The sequence below is a fragment of the Bifidobacterium pullorum subsp. gallinarum genome (assembly GCF_000741215.1).
In the GTDB taxonomy this organism is placed as follows: Bacteria; Actinomycetota; Actinomycetes; order Actinomycetales; family Bifidobacteriaceae; genus Bifidobacterium; species Bifidobacterium pullorum_B.
Map to the genome: position 1 here is coordinate 199,737 of NZ_JGYX01000005.1, position 16,756 is coordinate 216,492.

Consider the following 16,756-nt stretch of genomic DNA (forward strand, 5'->3'; position numbering starts at 1 on the left):
AGTTGATGTCCACGATGCCGAATAGATCACAGTCCGGAAAGAATGCGCTTCCCGCATCCCGCAATCACCGCCCGGATGGATCACAGTCCGACCGACTGCCTGCCCGGCACGTCGGCGAACACGTCGTGATGCGCGTCCAGCACGCCGATGCGCCGCAACGGCCAGTATGTGGCCAACGCCACGCCCTCGATGTCCTCCAACGGCACCAGACCGTTCTCCTCATCGTCCTGATGGTACCGGGAATCGGCGGAATTGGAACGATTGTCGCCCATGACGAACACATGTCCCTCCGTGACCTCCACGCGGAACGGGAAGCTGCTGGGAGAGACGCCCTCACGGATGTATGAGGATTCGTCGACGGCCACGCCGTTGATGGTCACGGGGCTGCCCTCGCCCGCGCATTCGACCACGTCTCCGGGCAGTCCGATCAGTCGTTTGATGAGCCTGTCCTTGCCGAAGACACCGTTGCTCTGCTCGTTGCGCAGCCAGTTGGCGGGGTCCTTGAACACCACGATGTCGCCGCGGCGCAGGTCCACGGCCTTGGGTGCCAGGGACAGGGTCAGCACGCGGTCGCCGGGCATGATGGTGTTCTCCATCGATCCGCTGGGGATGGCGTACATGCCGAATACGAACACGCGCAGCAGCAGGATGACCAGTACCGGTATGCCGCACCAGATCAGGGTGTCGCGCAAGCCCATGCCCGCGGTTTGACGCGCCGGCGCCTTATGACGGGGCACGGGGGAGGGATCCACGCCGTGGTCGGCCACGACCATGGTGCGCAGGTCCCGTTCGTCATCGGGATTGGGCGATGCTTGCATCCGCGTGTCCTCCTTGCGTCGGCGGCGTCTCCGGTTGGCGGCGTCGCGTTCCATCATAGCGACTGGTCATATGAAACAACCCGGAGGCCTTGCGGCGCACCGGGTTGCATTCGCGTTTACGATGTCGGCGTACGACTCAGGCCTTGGTGGCCTTGTTGTCGCGACGCTCGACGATACGAGCGGCCTTGCCGCGCAGAGCGCGCAGGTAGTACAGCTTCGCACGACGCACGCGGCCGCGACGGACCAGCTTGATCGAGTCGATGGACGGGGAGTGCAGCGGGAAGCGGCGCTCCACACCGGTGCCGAAGCTGATCTTGCGCACGACGAAGGTCTCACGCACGCCAGCGCCCTGACGGGCGATCACCACGCCGGTGAAGGTCTGGATACGGGAGTTGTTGCCTTCCTTGATCTTGACGTTCACGTCAACGGTGTCACCGGGACGGAAGTCCGGGATCTCCTCGGCCGGCTTCATGTGCTTGGCGTCAAATGCCTCGATAGCATTCACCATGATGGTTTCCTCCAACGCTGCCGCATGTCAGCGCCTCGGTTCGGGGCGCGGCGTTCAGCCCGCCCGGGGTCGTCATTCCTTTGGGTCTGCCCGCGGGAAGCCTGCCAATCCGCCGGATGCCAAGCCTTGCGGCCGACCGGCTGGACCCTGGTGAGGAGAGCGGTTCATGCGGCGACCAATCTCCCGGCACAGCGGCTTTCCATTTTAGCCGCGCATTCGGACACCGGCGATCCAAAGAGAGACAGGTAGGGTCAGGACCGGGCGGCCATGAGCTGGGCGACCGCGGCCCGGATCGGCGCCTCGGCCTGCGCCGGATCGTCGATGTCCCGCACCGACTGTTCGATCGGGCACATACCGGTGTTCGCACGGTTGCGGATCATCGGCACCAGTTCGTCATAGGCGGCCTCGACGTGATGGGACTGTAGCATGGCCAGGCCCGCCTCGCTCATCACATGGCCGCGCACGGCCACCGCGCCCAGTTGGATGTACAGCATGGCGGCGGCCTTGCCGATCACCCGGTCGGAGGCGGAGAATCCGTCGAGCCGTTGCCCCGCGGCCAGCCAAGCCAGCAGCGGTTTGACACCGCGGCCGGTACCGGTGAGAGTCTCGCCGCCACGGCAGGCGACACAGCCGAGCTCATCATGGGCGCTGAGTTCGCGTTGCGCGCGCAGCCAGTCATCGTTCATAGTCATTACATTGTTCTCCTTTACGTCTGTCTTACGACCGTCCGCCCACGGGGACGCCAGACGGACGGTCCCAATCGACACGACCGCACCCTTACGTTTGAAAGCCGCCCCGCCCGTGCATGCGACGGACAGAAGCGGCTTTCAATCAATCATCAGACCGTATCGACAGGCGTCACTCCTTGGCGGCGCGATGCTCGACCCAGAACATGATCAGCGGGATCAGGCCCCACTGCAGGATCAGACCGGGCAGACCGGCGAGCACGCTCATCCAGATCGTGGCGACGGCCACCGTCGTGTTGCCGAGCACGCCCACGGCGAACAGAATCGCGGCGGCACGCACCACGCGGCCTCCGACCTGCACCAGCAGCACCTTGGCGATGGTCGGCATGTTGGCGGTGCGCAGCAGACCGGCGATCAGACCGTAGGCGGCCAGCTCGATCACCATGAACGGCAGCATCGCCAGTCCCGGCATGCCGGACAGCGCGAAGCTGACCAGCGGGCCGAACGCACCGGCGATCGCGCCGGCATACGGGCCCGCCAACAGGCCGACGAGGATGATCGGCAGATGCATCGGCAGGAAGGCCTCACCCAGCCCGGTGCCCAGGCCGGAGATCGCGCCGACGACGTGGAAGATCTGCGGGATCGCAACCGCGCCGACGATGGCCGCGAGCGTGGCGAGCGCCTGGACCTTGACGGACGGCAGTTCGCGCGTGCGGCTGATGCTCATTGTTGTTGCCATATCTGTTTCCCTTCTATGCAAGCTCGATTCCGGACGCGGATCAGGCGTCGAGGTCGATGAGACGGTAGTTGCGGTTGCCCAGGCCCATCTCGACGGCGTGTTCGACCGTGTGGATCGCGTGGCGCGACTCCATGCGCTCGATGAGCGGGCCGTTGTTGTCGTCCGACAGGTACACCTGGTCCACGCAGGCCTGGTCCACGGCCACCGGGTCGAGCGAGGCGAGGATGCCGATGTCGTTCATCTGCGGGGCGTGCGGGTTGCCGTCGCAGTCGCAATCGACCGAGAGGTTGTTCATCACGTTGATGAACAGCATGTTGCCGTGCAGCGCGTTGAACACGCCGGTCGCGGCCTCGGCCATGGCCTCCAGGAAGGAGTCGTGGTCGCCGTCGAACGCGTTGGGCAGCGCCTCGTCCTGGCCGGAATGGATGCGTTCCTTGCCGTGTGAGGAGGCGATGCCGATCGAGATGTTCTTCAGGGCCCCGCCGAAGCCGCCCATCACATGGCCCTTGAAGTGGGAGAGGACCACATAGTAGTCGTAGTTCGGGAAGTGTGAGCCCACGGTGTCGCTGGTCAGGCGCTTGCCACCCTCGATCGGAATCTCGATCTCGCCCTCCTCATCCTGGAGGTCCACCGGGGCGATCTCCATGAAGCCGTGTTCCTTGATGGTCTCCCAATGCTTCGAGGATTCGTTGCGGGTGCCGGCGTATGCGGTGTTGCATTCGACGATCGTGCCGTCAAGACGCTGTACGAGGTCCTTGATCAGCGCCGGCTGCAGGTAATGGGTGTTGCCGCCTTCGCCGGTGCTCAGCTTGACAGCCACCTTGCCCTTCGGCTTGACGCCGAGCGCCTCGTAGGCCTTCATCAGTCCGGCGGGGCTGATGTCCCGGGTCATGTAGACCACCGATGCGGTGGGCGAGTCGGTCTGATAGGTCGTCACCATATGCTGCCTCCTTGCGATATTGGCTGTATATGCTCACGATACCGCCAGCGATATGACAATACGCCGGATGCGAACGCATCACCAATGCGGCGGCATACTGGATTCCATAGCTTCCAGGTATGGGAAGACCCCGGCCGTAGCCGGGGTCTTCAACAGCATTCCAAGCGAAGCTCAGAACTCCCATGACGAACAGTCCGGTGGACTGTTCGTAGCCGGGCATGCCGTATTGCATGCCCGCGCTGGGCACAGCGTTCTGAGCGAAGCTCAGAACTCCCTGTGCTCGCGGTAGAAACGGATCAGCGACTGGGTCGACGCATCCTGCGCGGCCAGCGCCTCGTCGTCCTGCGAGATGGCCGGGGTGATCTCCTTGGCCAGCTGCTTGCCAAGCTCGACGCCCCACTGGTCGTAGGAGTCCAGACCCCACACGGTGCCCTCGACGAAGGTGATGTGCTCGTACAGCGCGATCAGCTCGCCGACGGCGAACGGGGTCAGCGCCACACCCAGGATCGAGGTGGTCGGACGGTTGCCGGTGAACACGCGGGCCGGCACAATCTCCTCCGGCGTGCCCTCGGCGCGCACCTCGTCGGCGGTCTTGCCGAACGCGAGCGCCTTGGTCTGCGCGAAGTAGTTGCCCAGGAACAGCTCGTGCACGTCCTGATCGCCGTCCTTCAGCGGGTTCGGGGTGTTCACGAACGCGATGAAGTCGGCCGGGATCAGCTGGGTGCCCTGGTGGATCAGCTGGTAGAAGGCGTGCTGGCCGTTGGTGCCCGGCTCGCCCCAGAAGATCTCGCCGGTCTCGGAGGTGACCGGGGTGCCGTCCCAACGCACGGACTTGCCGTTGGACTCCATGGTCAGCTGCTGCAGGTAGGCCGGGAAGCGATGCAGGTACTGGTCGTACGGCAGCACGGCGTGCGAGGCGACCTTGAAGAAGTTGCGGTACCACACGTTGAGCATGCCCATCAGCACCACGGCGTTCTGCTCGAACGGGGTGTTGGCGAAGTACTCGTCGATCTCGTGGAAGCCGTGCAGGAACTCCTCGAAGCGGGCCGGGCCGAAGACCACGGCGAGCGAGGTGCCGACGGCGGAGTCCACGGAGTAGCGGCCGCCGACCCAGTTCCAGAAGCCGAAGGCGTTCTCCGGGTCGATGCCGAACTCGGCGACCTTCTCCAGGTTGGTGGAGACGGCGACGAAGTGCTTGCGGATGGCCTTGGCCTTCTTCTCCTCGGAACCGTCGATGGCGCCGGAGGCCTTGAGCTCCTCAAGCAGCCAGGTGCGGGCGCCGCGGGCGTTGGTCAGGGTCTCCAGCGTGGTGAAGGTCTTGGAGACGATGATGAACAGCGTGGTCTCCGGATCGAGGCCCTTGGTCTTCTCGGCCAGGTCGTTCGGGTCGATGTTGGAGATGTAGCGGGCCGAGATGCCGGCGTCGGCGTACGGCTTGAGCGCCTCGTACACCATGACCGGCCCCAGGTCGGAGCCGCCGATGCCGATGTTGACGACGGTCTCGATCTTCTTGCCGGTCACGCCGGTCCACTCGCCGGAGCGGACCTTGTCGGCGAAGGCGTAGATGCGGCCGAGCACCTCACGCACGTCCTTGACGGTGTCCTGGCCGTCGACGATGTACTTGCCCTCGTCCTCGACCGGGCGGCGCAGCGCGGTGTGCAGCACGGCGCGGTCCTCGGTGTTGTTGATGTGCACGCCGGTGTACATGGCCTTGGTGCGCTCGTCGAGCTTGACGGCCTTGGCGAGGTCGGCGAACAGCTTGAGGGTCTCCGGCTTGATGAGGTTCTTGGACAGGTCGAAGTGCAGGTCGCCGGCGTCGAAGCTCAGCTTCTCGACGCGCTCGGGATCGTCGGCGAACCACTGCTTGAGGCTGACGCCCTCGCTCTGCAGCTCGTCGTAGTGCTTCTGCAGCGCGGCCCACTCCGGGGTCTGGGTGGCGTCAACAGGAGGATTGATGGCCATAGTGAACAGGTCCTTTCCTTTTCCGAATGAAGCGGCACGGAAGTCGCTCCGCGCCGTTGCTCTTCAAGCACCACGGTACCCACGAAATTGGACAGACCCGCAGCGCGACGCGCATCCGCCGCCACTTATTCTGCAAACGTTCGCAGAACCGCCGCGGCGGTTCGCTATCGCCCCAATCGCAGCATCCGCAGCACCGGACGGCGGATCAGCCCATCCAGCACGGCCACGACCACCACATACCCCACCGAAACCGCCGTCCCCTCGGCCAGCAGCCACAGCCCCGCAGCGCCGCCGCCGGACGCGGCCCATCGCGTCACGTCGGCCAGCAGCCCCTGAATCACGATATCCATCGCCACCGTGCCGAACACCGACTGCACGATGTAGAACCCCAGGATGCCGGAGGCCAGCCACGCCACGGCCCGCGCCGCCACGGAACCGGACGCCCCCGCCTCGCGCGAGGCACGAGCCAGGTCCACGCTCCCGCCGCCCGACCCCGACGCGCATACCATCACCAGCAGGAACGCCAACGCCATCGACGCCGCGGACGTCGACTTGTACGACAGCTGGGCGATCAGCGTCACATCCCTGCGTATCGCGGCCACCGCCTCCACCGTCAGCACCACCGCGGCGACCGCCACCAACGCCTTCATCCAACGGTGCCGCCATCGTGGCAGATCAGCGGGCCGCGGCGCCCCGGACATGCCGGCCACACCGGCGATCGCGAAGGACACCGCATACGTGATCGCACTCATCCATTTACGCCAGTCGGTCAACCCGCGCGTGGCGGCGTCGCCCGGAGAGACGAACGCGACGTACCCGTTCACCATCACCAGAGCGACCACCAGCATGCAGGCGACCGCCACGCGGATCCGCGCCGGCACACGCCGCAACAGGCAGGCCAGCACCGGCGCCACCGCCACGAACGCGGCGTACAGCCACACGAATTCAATCCCCAACGTCCACTGCCACACCAGATGCACATTCACCAACGGCATGACCCACGCGTCGAATGCGAGCGCGACCACCGCCACCAACACCACCGACACGGCAATCACCAGCACACGGCGTACGGTGCCCCGCAACGCGTCGTGCCAATACCCCGCCTGCTTGGACCGGCGCGCCAGCGAGGGGATCAGATAGAACCCCGAGATCATGAAGAACACATGATTGCCCCATGCGCCCATCAGCGCGATGATGCCCAGCACGGCCAACACCGTGGGGTCCGACCCCAGCATGTCGCCGATCTGACTGCAGCCGGCCGCCGGATCACACAGCGCCTGGGCCGTCCACGGCATCATCGTATGGAATAGGGAGATGCCGACGATGGCCGCCAAACGCATCGCCTCGACACGCACGTTGCGCACGGCGCGCGGGGTGTGTGCGGCGCGCGCGGTATGTGCGGCGCGCAGGTTGCCGTCGCGGGACACGCCGTCGGCCCCGACATCCGCCATGCGACGGCTGTTGGCTCGGCCACTATCTGCGTTCGCCATCGGCAACCCCTCGCTCTCCATACCGCCGGTCCGACACCAATGCCTCACAGCATACCGCGTCATGCACCGACCACGGTGACACGGCGAATTGGACAAATCGCCACCTTGCGCTACAATCTATTTCTCGTGCGCGGGTCGCGTATGCTGCCCGCACGACCACGCCACTTTAGCTCAGTCGGTAGAGCGGCTCACTCGTAATGAGCAGGTCGACAGTTCGATTCTGTCAAGTGGCTCCACAGCCCTAGGCGCGGCGCATCCGCGGCCTAGGGTTTTGCATAACCGGCGGTTTCGGTTCCGTCCGCGGCCGGCAATGCGCGCGAGTGGCGTAATGGTAGCCGCGCAGGATTTAGGTTCCTGTGTCTTCGGACGTGTGGGTTCGAGTCCCATCTCGCGCACCACATCCTTCGTCATTCGTTGCCATCCGTTGTCAAACCTCGTCAACGCCACAGGCCAACCGGGAGCGTTTCCATGTCCGCACTCATCCAGCCGATCACCTTGTTGCTCATCATCGCCGCCGGCTACCTGTTCAAACGCTTCGGACTGTTCGGCGACCGCGACTACCGGGTGATCCAGAAGGCCGAGTTCAACCTGATCCTGCCGGGCGCGATCATCTACTCCTTCGCCACGAACCCGCACGACGTGAGCCTGCTCGTCGTGTCGGCCTTCGCGTTCGTGGCGGCGCTGGTGCCCACGCTGGTCATGTACGTCTACTCGTGGCGCAGACCCGTGGCCGACCGCGCGTTCCTGATGCTCAACGGGTCGGGGTACAACGTGGGTTGCTTCTGCTTCCCGGTCCTGCAGTCGTTGATCGGCCCGGCGGCGCTGGTGCCGGCCGCCATGTTCGACGTCGGCAACTGCGTGATGGTCTCGGCGGGCACCAATGTGATGACGCAGACGCTGCTGCACATCCAGCCCGGCCGCACGCTGGCCGAGCAGGGGGCCGGCGAGGCGCCGACGCTGCCGTACACCCGACCCGCCGACCGCGACGCCCGACGTCTGGCACGCCGCGCCCTGCTGCGCAACGTGGTCAAGGGGTTCGCTTCATCGCCGTCGTTCGACACCTATGTGCTGATGATCGTGCTGATGATCGCCGGCGTGACGCTGCCGGAATGGTTGGGCACGTTCTGCCAGCCGTTCTCCAATGCGAACGCGTTCTGTTCGATGCTGATGGTCGGCATGCTGATGGATCTGCCCGCCTCGCGCCACGATGTGCGCGACGTGCTGGAGATTCTGGGCTGGCGCGTGCCGTTCGCAGTGCTCTTCGCCGCGGCGGCATGGTTCCTGCTGCCATTCGATGCCGTCACGCGCGAGGCCGTGGCGTTGTGCTGCCTGGCGCCGACGGCGATCTTCGCCACGCTGTACACCGACAAGGTGCTGGGCAACGCGCGGCTGGCGGGGTTCACGCTGTCACTGAGCGCGGTCATTGCGATGGCGCTGATGACCGGCGCCCACCTCCTGCTGTCCTGACGCCCCTCCAACCCGGTCCCCGTTTACGGACTCTGATCTATCGTGACCCTGATCCATCTCACAGAACCGCGGTATTTCAACGATTTACCCCACGGCCGACGAGGGGAATAGATCAGAGTCCGAGAACGGGGGACGAAGACGGCAAGGTTGGGCTCAAAGGAGTGCGGCGGCCAGCTCGGGCATCAGGGCGCGCAGGGCCTTGCCGCGGTGGGAGATGGCGTTCTTCTCCTCGGGGGTCATCTCGGCGCTGGTAAGCGGCTCGCCGTCGGCGTTCGTACGGCCGGGCTGGTCGTCGGGCACGAACAGCGGATCGTAGCCGAAGCCGTGCTCGCCCCGGGCGGCGCGCAGGATGACGCCCGGCATCTCGCCAGTACGGACGATCTCCCGGGCGATGCGATGGCGTCCGTTGCCATCCGCCTCGGCAGCCGGCACCACCAGGGCGGCGGCGCAGCAGAACCGGGCGGTACGCTTGGCGTCCGGGATGTCCTCGATCTGGGCGAGCAGCAATGCGTTGTTCGCCGCATCATCACCGTGGCGGCCGCACCAGCGGGCCGACAGGATGCCGGGGGCGCCGCCCATCACGTCCACGATCAGGCCGGAGTCGTCGGCCACGGCCGGCAGTCCGGTGCGTTCGGCCACATCGCGGGCCTTGAGCAGCGAGTTCTCCTCAAAGGTCACGCCGTCCTCAACCGGGTCCGGCAGATTCATCGAACCGGCGGACACCAGTCGCACGCCGGCGGCGCGCTCCCCCAGGCACTCCTCAAGGATCTGGCGCATCTCGGCCAGTTTGCCCTCGTTATGCGTGGCGACGACGATCGTCAGGTCAGTGGTGGTCATGAGTCGTTCCTTTCGGTGGTTCGCACTACCTCGCCTTTCGGATTCCGAGGCGGCCATTTCCAACCGTTCTCATTCGGAACCCCGAGGTAGTGCGAACCTCATCATTCGGCCAGCGCCGCGCGCTGGGCGGCCTGAAGCTCCTTGTTGCCCTTTTCGGCCAGATCCAGCAACTGGTTCAGCTCGTCGCGGCTGAACGGACGATGCTCGGCCGTGCCCTGGATCTCGATGAACTGCCCCGATCCGGTCATGGCCACGTTCATATCGGTCATGGCCTGGCTGTCCTCGATATACGGCAGGTCCAGCATCGGCGTGCCGTTGATCACACCCACAGACACGGCGGACACACAGTCCTTGAGCACCTTGTCAGCGCGCTTGATCTTGCGGTTGCGTTCGGCCCAGCGCAGGGCGTCGACCAGCGCCACATACGCGCCGGTGATCGATGCCGTGCGGGTGCCGCCGTCGGCCTGCAGGACGTCGCAGTCCAGCTGGATCTGGTTCTCGCCCAGGGCCTTCATATCCACCACGCCGCGCAGGCAGCGCCCGATCAGGCGGCTGATCTCATGCGTGCGGCCGCCGATCTTGCCGCGCACCGACTCCCGGTCGGTGCGTTCGGCGGTGGCGCGCGGCAGCATGGCGTATTCGGCGGTGACCCACCCCAGCCCGGAGTCCTTGCGCCATCGCGGCACCCCGGTGGTGAACGTGGCCGTGCACATCACGCGCGTCGAGCCGCATTCGATCAGGACCGAGCCTTCCGGGGCGTCGGTGAAGTTGCGGGTGATGCGCACCGGGCGCAGCTCGTCGGCCGCACGCCCATCCGGACGCAGCACCACATTGTTCAGCAGATCCTTGATTTCAGCCATGCCACCCAACCTAGCACCTGGGGCATAGCTCCGGATGCAGGTGCGGCCCCGACCCGTTCGCCGTCCCGGACGCCAACGGACGCCCCGACCGCGCCTGCGCGGCTGCCGATTCGCGGGTTGCGGGGCCGTCGCCCCGATTCACTACGCTTCTGGGTAATATTCCTCACCGAAGGAGGGGCAACGATGGTTGATTATTCGCCGGCCATGATGACCGACATGTATGAATACACGATGCTGGACGCCGCGCTCAAGGACGGCACCGCCAACCGCAAATGCGTCTTCGAGATCTTCACCAGGCATCTGCCCGAGGGCCGCCGGTATGGGGTGGTGGCCGGCACCGGTCGCATCCTTGACGCGCTCGAGCGTTTCCACTTGGACGACGATGATCTGCGCTTCCTCTCCGACCGCAAGATCGTGAGCGCCGAAACCATCGCGTGGCTGGAGCGTTTCCACTTCTCCGGATCGATCAAGGGCTATCGCGAGGGCGAGATGTTCTTCCCGAATTCGCCGGTGCTGCAGGTGGAGGGCACGTTCGGCGAGTGCACGCTGCTGGAGACGCTGCTGCTGTCGATCCTCAACTACGACTGCGCGGTCGCCTCCGCGGCCTCCCGCATGGTGACCGCCGCCAAGGACCGCCCGTGCATGGACATGGGCGGCCGGCGCACCAACGAGTGGTCGGCCGTGGCGGCTTCCCGCGCCGCCGTGGTGGGCGGTTTCCAGGGCACCGCCAACCTGCTGGCCGCGCAGCTGTACGGGCTCAAGGCCATCGGCACGGCCGCGCACTGCTTCACGCTCGTCCATGATTCCGAGCGCGACGCCTTCATCTCGCAGATCGATGCGCTCGGCAGGAACACCACGCTGCTGGTGGACACCTACAACATCGAGGAGGCCGTGAAGACCGCCGTGGAGGTCGCCGGACCGGAACTCGGCGGCGTGCGCATCGATTCAGGCGATCTGGCCGCGCTCGCCCAGCGCGTGCGCAACCAGCTGGATGCGTTGGGCGCCACGAACACCAAGATCACCGTGACCAACGACCTTGACGAGTACGCGCTGGCCGCCCTGCAGACCGCTCCGGTGGATTCGTACGGCGTGGGCACCCGGCTGGTCACCGGCTCGGGCGCTCCCACCTGCGCGATGGTCTACAAGCTCACCGAGCGTGAGAACGCCGACGGCGTGATGCAGCCGGTGGCCAAGAAGTCGAAGGACAAGGCCACCGTGCCGGGCCGCAAGCTGGCGTTCCGCTCCTATGAATACAACCTGGCCGACTGCGAGCACGTCATCTCCGGCTCGGAGGATCAGCTGGCCGCCTTCCGCCCCGAAGAGGGGTGGAAGGACCTGCTGGTCGACTTCGTGGACCACGGCCAGATCGACGCCACCTGGCAGGGGCATGACGCGATCATGGCCGCCCACGACTACCGTGCGCAGGCCCTGGCCGAGCTGCCCATCACCGCGCAGAGCCTGATGCGCGGCGAGCCGGTGATCCCGACCGAAACCACCGTGCTGTGAGCCCGCAGGGCCCGGTCCGACGGGCCGTTCGGGGACACCGCGTCGGACGATGACCCCGGAAGGCCCGGACGGCACCGTCCGCCAGGCCCGCGGACCGATGACCGACACCTGATGTTCGAAGGAGAACCACCATGATGGAACCGACCTCCGCCTACACGCCCTCGCCCACGCGCTACGACGCGATGACCTACAACCGCTGCGGCAGCAGCGGGCTGAAGCTGCCGGCCATCTCGTTGGGCTGCTGGCACAACTTCGGCGACCACACGCCGTTCGAGACCATGCGCCAGCTGACCCGGACCGCGTTCGACCACGGCATCACCCACTTCGACCTGGCCAACAACTACGGGCCGGAACCCGGTTCCGCCGAGCGCAACGTGGGTCAGCTGCTGCGCACGGATTTCGCCGCGCATCGCGACGAGCTGATCATCAGCACCAAGGCCGGCTATGAGATGTGGCCCGGCCCGTACGGCGACCTCGGCAGCCGCAAGTATCTGATCGCTTCGCTGGACCAGAGCCTGAAGCGGCTTGGACTGGACTATGTGGACATCTTCTACCATCACCGCATGGATCCGGAGACGCCGCTTGAGGAGACGATGGGGGCACTCGCCCAGATTGTGGCCAGCGGCAAGGCGCTGTACGTGGGACTGTCGAACTACGACGGGCCGACGCTGGAGAAGGCCGCCGCCATCCTTAATGAGATGCATGTGCCGTTCATCATCAACCAGAACCGCTACAACATCTTCGACCGCACCGTGGAGCGCAACGGGCTCAAGGAGACATCGCAGCGCCTGGGTCTGGGGCTGATCACCTTCTCCCCGCTCGACCAGGGCCTGCTGACCGACCGCTATCTCGACGGCGTCATCCCCACCGACAGCCGTATCGCCACCGACGGCCGATTCCTGCATGCCGGCGCGTTGACCGAGGACAAGCTCAAGCAGATCCACGACCTGAACAACATCGCGGCCATGCGCGGCCAGACGCTGGCCGAGATGGCGCTGGCCTGGCTGCTGCACGACGACGCGGTGACCTCGGTGCTGGTCGGCGCCTCCAAGCCGGAGCAGCTCCTCGCCAACCTCAAGGCACTGGAGAATACCGAGTTCACCGACCGCGAACTCAGCGTCATCAAGTTCATCTCACTGGCCTGATTCGAGCAAGCCCAAGTCCGAGCACACTACCGCCATCGGTACCGTGTCCGATGGCCTGGGACTCGTTTCAAACCGGTGACAGGCGGAGTACAGATGACTCTATCCGTACTCCGCCTGTCACCGGCTCTTTTTACGACATGGTTCCGCGCACGGCGATCAATGAACGAGCACGCCGCCCGTCACCAGTTGCGCATCTCGTCGTAGATGCGCTTGCAGTCCGGGCACACCGGATACTGCGACGGGTCATGCTTGGGCACCCACACCTTGCCGCACAGGGCCACCACCGGACGGCCCGTCAGCTTCGATTCCTGGATGCGGTCCTTGGACACGTAATGCGCGAACCGGTCGGCATCGCCGTTGTCGGTCATGTCGGACTGTTCGCGGGTCTCCGGCCGCTCCAGCACCGCGGTGCCGGTCCCCTCGTCGGGGCTCGACAGCGGGGAAACCGGGTCGGCGTCGTTCCACATCGCATCGGTCATCATCGAAACTCCCTACACCTCATATATCACTGCCTGCGGTTGCCCACCATCATAGAGCCGAAAGCGGCGAAACGGCAACGTCCACCCGCGCGCGGCCGCGACACCGCGGCGCATTGGACACACGCCGGCCGGGCACGCGGTACTCTTGAGGCATGACTATCGCAGTATGTCCGGGATCCTACGATCCCGTTACCGCAGGGCACCTGGACGTCATCGAACGGTGCGCCCGATTCTTCGATGACGTGCATGTGGTGGTGGCGGTGAATTCGGCGAAGCAGCCGATGTTCTCCCCCGACACCCGCGTGGACGTGATCCGCCGCGCCCTGGACAAGGACGGGTTCACCGACGTCAAGGTGGCATCGACCGATGGGCTGATCACCGATTATTGCAAGCAGGTGGGCGCCACCGTCATCGTCAAGGGGCTGCGCCAGAACGGCGACTATGAGGCCGAGCTCGGCATGGCGCTGGTCAACCGCAAACTCTCCGGGGTCGAGACGTTGTTCCTGCCCGCGGACCCCGTGCTGGAGCACATCTCCAGCTCCATTGTCAAGGACGTTGCCCGGCACGGCGGCGATGTGACCGGCATGGTGCCGGATTGCGTGGCGCCGATGCTTGTGGAGGCACTGCAGCAAGAAAAGAGTCGATGATGGCCGACGAAACCCAGAACATGAACGACGTGACCGACGAGCACGAGGTCGCGCCCCAGGTCAAGCCGTTGTTCCCGCTGCCCGACCTACGCCAGGATGCGACCGATGATGAGGAGGCGCGCAGCCGCGAGGAATTCACCACGGTCTATGACGTCATCGATCAGATGGAGCAGTCGCTCGACCAGGCCAAGGGCGCCCTGTTCGCACCGGGGCTGATCAAGGTGGATCGCGATGAGTTCGCCGATCACCTGGCCACATTGAAGAAGATGCTGCCGGTTCAGCTCGAACGCGCGTCCGCGTTGATGCGCGAGGCCGAGCGCCGCCTGGAGAACGCCCAGACGCAGGCCAACGCCATCGTGGCCTCGGCGCAGAGCCGCGCCGCCGACACGATCCGCGAGGCCGAGGAGCAGGCGCAGTTCCTGGCCGGGCAGGAGAACGTGACCGCGCTGGCCAAGCAGAAGGCGCGCGAGATCATGGATCAGGCCCAGGCCAAGGCCGACCGTCTCACCCGCGGTGCCGACCAGTACTGCATCACGGTGATGGAAGGCCTGCAGCAGCAGATCACCAAGCTCGACCATGACGTCAAAGCCGGGCTGAACGTACTGTATGATCGCCAGCACACCGCGGCGCAGAACATGAACCGTCCCCAAACCACTACGGAGGAGTGAGCCGATGCCCCGTCCCGAAGATTCCCAGTGGGCCGTATCCGTGGCGCAGGTCGCGTCCAGGCCCGGCCAGAGCAAGCCGATCGACACCGTATTCCCCGCGCCCAGCGGCATCGGTGACGACATCGTCGGCGTCAGGGAGGGTGCCGATGTACGTGTGGTCGGCTCGTTCGACTCGATTGTGGACGGACTGGTGTTCACCGGACGGATCGAAGCCCCGCTGACCGCCGAGTGCACCCGCTGCCTGAAGCCGATCGACCCCGACTGGACCGTGAACGTGACCCTCTTCTTCCCGTATGACGCGCCCGGAGCCGACGACGGACGGGGCACCGGGGAGGTCGAGATCATCGCCGGCGAGGACGAGGCCGAGGACGTCTACCCGCTGAGCTCGGACGGCGCGTTCGCCGACATGGAATCGCCGCTGCGCGACACGCTGGTGGAGGCGCTGCCGTTGCAGCCGCTGTGCAAGGAGGACTGCCTCGGACTGTGCCCGCAGTGCGGCGTGGATCTCAACGAGGACCCCGACCACCACCATGACGTCACCGATATCCGGTTCGCCGCGCTTGAGCAGTTCAAAGCCCGTCTGGAAGCGGAGGAACGTCGGGGCTGAGCGCGCCGATGTGACTTTGTACCACGGTTGCGCTAGGATACTGAACGCTTAAGCTCAATTGTTCGAACGAAACAGAGGATACAACAATGGCACTGCCTAAGTACAAGACCTCGCGCGCCAACACGCATTCGCGTCGCGCGAACTGGAAGGCGACCGCCGCGCAGACCGTGACCTGCGCGAACTGCGGCGCCCCGACCCTGCCTCACATGGCCTGCCCGAGCTGCGGTTCCTTCCGCGGCCGCACCTACCGCAGCGCCATCCAGCCGGCCCACACCAAGTGAGTCGCTGATTGCATAGGCATTCCGAGAACCCTGCCGTCGACGGACGGCAGGGTTCTTTGTTTATCCCCTTCTCCGCGTCACAGCCCACGCCATCGGTTCCCGCCGAGGCGTCGGACTACAATGGGACGGCGAATCATACGGACCGGCCACGCAGGGCGGGGCGCCAGCGCAGCCGGTCAACACGACCACGAGGGAAGCGGTGATATGAGTCATCATCACGGCACACGATCGGGCGAATTCGCCACGCCGCAGCACACCGACACCGCATCGGCGCCATTGCCGGTGCCGTCCGGAGCGTTGTTGGAGGCGCTTGGCACCACCATCACCCCGGATCTGCTGGTGGAGGCGCTGACCCACCGCTCGTTCGCGCACGAGCACCCGGGCACGGCGAACTACGAGCGGCTGGAGTTCCTGGGGGATGCGGTGCTCGAACTGGTCGTCACCGAAACCCTGTTCGCGGCGCACCCGGATATGACCGAAGGCCAGCTCGCCAAGATGCGGGCCAAGGCCGTTTCCGAGGAGTCGCTGTCCGCCATAGCCCGGAACAGGCTGCACGCGGGCCCGTACATCCTGCTCGGCCGCGGCGAATCCGACGACGGCGGCGCCGACAAGAGCTCGATCCTGTGCGACATTGTGGAGGCGCTGATCGGCGCCACGTTCGTGGAGCATGGCATCGAGACGGCGCGCGAGGTCGTGCACCGTCTGATCGACGACACGCTGCGCGAGGTGGCCACCGAAGGCCCCGCGCTGGATTGGAAGACCTCGCTGGTGGTCAAGGCGCATGAGTTGGGGTTGGAGGAACCGCGGTACCGCATGGAGGTGTCCGGCCCGGAGTATGCGCAGGTGTTCACGGCCCGGGCCATACTCGGTGACGCGGGCACGGTGATCGGCACCGGCACCGGATCCAGCAAGCGCAAGGCGCAGCTGGCCGCGGCCGAAGCCGCATGGCATGCGCTGGACACCGGCGGTACGCCAGTATGTGGGCGCGGCTAGCACTCCGCGATATTTTGCTACTACGATGGTGGCAGTATGCGCCGTTGCCATGCCGCCATCAGCGGCAGCCGGCCCCGGCGCGACGTCGCGCCCCGCGGCGCCCACCGATGCGCCCCGTGGACC

General features: G+C 65.7%; 18 protein-coding genes and 2 tRNA genes. 10 read left to right on the forward strand and 10 right to left on the reverse strand.

Features of this window, described 5'->3' with window-relative positions; all coding sequences use genetic code 11:
* Window positions 1-80: 80 nt before the first annotated feature.
* The 7 genes from lepB to BIGA_RS06625 form a co-directional block, all read right to left on the reverse strand.
* Complete coding sequence (gene lepB, locus BIGA_RS06595) at window positions 81-818, reverse strand: signal peptidase I (RefSeq protein ID WP_081929572.1); 738 nt, start codon at window positions 816-818, stop codon at window positions 81-83.
* A 136-nt stretch (window positions 819-954) separates the two neighbouring features.
* Window positions 955-1,326, reverse strand: coding sequence for a 50S ribosomal protein L19 (gene rplS / locus BIGA_RS06600; RefSeq protein ID WP_033505372.1), 372 nt, complete (start codon window positions 1,324-1,326; stop codon window positions 955-957).
* A gap of 251 nt (window positions 1,327-1,577) precedes the next feature.
* Complete coding sequence (locus BIGA_RS06605) at window positions 1,578-2,018, reverse strand: DUF1893 domain-containing protein (protein ID WP_081929543.1); 441 nt, start codon at window positions 2,016-2,018, stop codon at window positions 1,578-1,580.
* Between the two features lie 166 nt (window positions 2,019-2,184).
* Window positions 2,185-2,751 carry an ECF transporter S component family protein gene (locus BIGA_RS06610; protein ID WP_033505373.1) on the reverse strand — a complete coding sequence of 189 codons (567 nt, stop codon included), beginning with the start codon at window positions 2,749-2,751 and terminating at the stop codon, window positions 2,185-2,187.
* Between the two features lie 40 nt (window positions 2,752-2,791).
* A complete protein-coding gene (locus BIGA_RS06615; protein ID WP_051917148.1) occupies window positions 2,792-3,691 on the reverse strand; it encodes a DUF362 domain-containing protein in 900 nt (299 codons plus the stop codon).
* Between the two features lie 264 nt (window positions 3,692-3,955).
* Window positions 3,956-5,653, reverse strand: coding sequence for a glucose-6-phosphate isomerase (pgi, locus tag BIGA_RS06620; RefSeq protein WP_033505375.1), 1,698 nt, complete (start codon window positions 5,651-5,653; stop codon window positions 3,956-3,958).
* Window positions 5,654-5,817: 164 nt separating this feature from the next.
* The gene (locus tag BIGA_RS06625) at window positions 5,818-7,143 is read right to left on the reverse strand and encodes an acyltransferase family protein (protein WP_237744071.1); all 1,326 of its coding nucleotides are present in this window, start codon (window positions 7,141-7,143) and stop codon (window positions 5,818-5,820) included.
* A gap of 160 nt (window positions 7,144-7,303) precedes the next feature.
* On the opposite strand from BIGA_RS06625, the gene BIGA_RS06630 reads away from it, so the two are divergent.
* The 3 genes from BIGA_RS06630 (at window position 7,304) to BIGA_RS06640 (ending at window position 8,610) form a co-directional block, all read left to right on the forward strand.
* Window positions 7,304-7,379: transfer RNA gene (locus BIGA_RS06630), tRNA-Thr, on the forward strand.
* Window positions 7,380-7,457: 78 nt separating this feature from the next.
* Window positions 7,458-7,541, forward strand: a tRNA-Leu gene (locus tag BIGA_RS06635).
* Between the two features lie 70 nt (window positions 7,542-7,611).
* Window positions 7,612-8,610 (forward strand): AEC family transporter, encoded by a 999-nt coding sequence (locus tag BIGA_RS06640; RefSeq protein WP_033505378.1) that lies wholly within the window; start codon window positions 7,612-7,614, stop codon window positions 8,608-8,610.
* Window positions 8,611-8,763: 153 nt separating this feature from the next.
* Here BIGA_RS06640 and BIGA_RS06645 read toward each other — a convergent pair whose 3' ends face one another.
* A complete protein-coding gene (locus BIGA_RS06645; protein ID WP_033505525.1) occupies window positions 8,764-9,432 on the reverse strand; it encodes a non-canonical purine NTP pyrophosphatase in 669 nt (222 codons plus the stop codon).
* A 116-nt stretch (window positions 9,433-9,548) separates the two neighbouring features.
* Window positions 9,549-10,307: a ribonuclease PH gene (rph, locus tag BIGA_RS06650; protein WP_033505380.1), complete on the reverse strand. Its 759-nt coding sequence runs from the start codon at window positions 10,305-10,307 to the stop codon at window positions 9,549-9,551.
* 183 nt (window positions 10,308-10,490) lie between these two features.
* Here rph and BIGA_RS06655 point away from each other — a divergent pair, with 183 nt between their 5' ends.
* On the forward strand, window positions 10,491-11,813 hold the full coding sequence (locus BIGA_RS06655) for a nicotinate phosphoribosyltransferase (RefSeq protein ID WP_033505382.1): 1,323 nt from the start codon (window positions 10,491-10,493) through the stop codon (window positions 11,811-11,813).
* A gap of 131 nt (window positions 11,814-11,944) precedes the next feature.
* Window positions 11,945-12,958: an aldo/keto reductase gene (locus tag BIGA_RS06660; RefSeq protein WP_033505383.1), complete on the forward strand. Its 1,014-nt coding sequence runs from the start codon at window positions 11,945-11,947 to the stop codon at window positions 12,956-12,958.
* 179 nt (window positions 12,959-13,137) lie between these two features.
* Here the strand turns inward: BIGA_RS06660 and BIGA_RS06665 are convergent, their stop codons facing one another.
* Complete coding sequence (locus BIGA_RS06665; protein WP_129238074.1) at window positions 13,138-13,440, reverse strand: DUF3039 domain-containing protein; 303 nt, start codon at window positions 13,438-13,440, stop codon at window positions 13,138-13,140.
* A 149-nt stretch (window positions 13,441-13,589) separates the two neighbouring features.
* On the opposite strand from BIGA_RS06665, the gene coaD reads away from it, so the two are divergent.
* From coaD to rnc, 5 genes are all read left to right on the forward strand, one after another.
* Window positions 13,590-14,084, forward strand: a complete 495-nt coding sequence (coaD, locus tag BIGA_RS06670; protein WP_033505384.1) for a pantetheine-phosphate adenylyltransferase — start codon at window positions 13,590-13,592, stop codon at window positions 14,082-14,084.
* A complete protein-coding gene (locus tag BIGA_RS06675) occupies window positions 14,081-14,752 on the forward strand; it encodes a cell division protein (protein ID WP_033505385.1) in 672 nt (223 codons plus the stop codon). Before coaD ends, BIGA_RS06675 begins: the two co-directional genes overlap by 4 nt.
* A 4-nt stretch (window positions 14,753-14,756) precedes the next feature.
* Entirely contained in the window at window positions 14,757-15,359 is a 603-nt protein-coding gene (locus tag BIGA_RS06680; RefSeq protein ID WP_033505386.1) for a YceD family protein, read from the forward strand.
* 86 nt (window positions 15,360-15,445) lie between these two features.
* Window positions 15,446-15,640, forward strand: a complete 195-nt coding sequence (rpmF, locus tag BIGA_RS06685; protein WP_033505387.1) for a 50S ribosomal protein L32 — start codon at window positions 15,446-15,448, stop codon at window positions 15,638-15,640.
* Between the two features lie 204 nt (window positions 15,641-15,844).
* The gene (gene rnc, locus BIGA_RS06690) at window positions 15,845-16,633 is read left to right on the forward strand and encodes a ribonuclease III (protein ID WP_081929547.1); all 789 of its coding nucleotides are present in this window, start codon (window positions 15,845-15,847) and stop codon (window positions 16,631-16,633) included.
* Window positions 16,634-16,756: the final 123 nt, after the last annotated feature.

Coding starts and splice junctions, on each gene's coding strand:
- rpmF (WP_033505387.1), top strand. CDS start 15,446: ATGGCACTGCCTAAGTACAAGACCTCGCGCGCCAACACGCATTCGCGT.
- BIGA_RS06610 (WP_033505373.1), bottom strand. CDS start 2,751: ATGGCAACAACAATGAGCATCAGCCGCACGCGCGAACTGCCGTCCGTC.
- BIGA_RS06625 (WP_237744071.1), bottom strand. CDS start 7,143: ATGGCGAACGCAGATAGTGGCCGAGCCAACAGCCGTCGCATGGCGGAT.
- rplS (WP_033505372.1), bottom strand. CDS start 1,326: ATGGTGAATGCTATCGAGGCATTTGACGCCAAGCACATGAAGCCGGCC.
- coaD (WP_033505384.1), top strand. CDS start 13,590: ATGACTATCGCAGTATGTCCGGGATCCTACGATCCCGTTACCGCAGGG.
- BIGA_RS06660 (WP_033505383.1), top strand. CDS start 11,945: ATGATGGAACCGACCTCCGCCTACACGCCCTCGCCCACGCGCTACGAC.
- BIGA_RS06680 (WP_033505386.1), top strand. CDS start 14,757: ATGCCCCGTCCCGAAGATTCCCAGTGGGCCGTATCCGTGGCGCAGGTC.
- lepB (WP_081929572.1), bottom strand. CDS start 818: ATGCAAGCATCGCCCAATCCCGATGACGAACGGGACCTGCGCACCATG.
- BIGA_RS06655 (WP_033505382.1), top strand. CDS start 10,491: ATGGTTGATTATTCGCCGGCCATGATGACCGACATGTATGAATACACG.
- BIGA_RS06665 (WP_129238074.1), bottom strand. CDS start 13,440: ATGATGACCGATGCGATGTGGAACGACGCCGACCCGGTTTCCCCGCTG.
- BIGA_RS06675 (WP_033505385.1), top strand. CDS start 14,081: ATGATGGCCGACGAAACCCAGAACATGAACGACGTGACCGACGAGCAC.
- BIGA_RS06640 (WP_033505378.1), top strand. CDS start 7,612: ATGTCCGCACTCATCCAGCCGATCACCTTGTTGCTCATCATCGCCGCC.
- rph (WP_033505380.1), bottom strand. CDS start 10,307: ATGGCTGAAATCAAGGATCTGCTGAACAATGTGGTGCTGCGTCCGGAT.
- BIGA_RS06615 (WP_051917148.1), bottom strand. CDS start 3,691: ATGGTGACGACCTATCAGACCGACTCGCCCACCGCATCGGTGGTCTAC.
- rnc (WP_081929547.1), top strand. CDS start 15,845: ATGAGTCATCATCACGGCACACGATCGGGCGAATTCGCCACGCCGCAG.
- pgi (WP_033505375.1), bottom strand. CDS start 5,653: ATGGCCATCAATCCTCCTGTTGACGCCACCCAGACCCCGGAGTGGGCC.
- BIGA_RS06605 (WP_081929543.1), bottom strand. CDS start 2,018: ATGACTATGAACGATGACTGGCTGCGCGCGCAACGCGAACTCAGCGCC.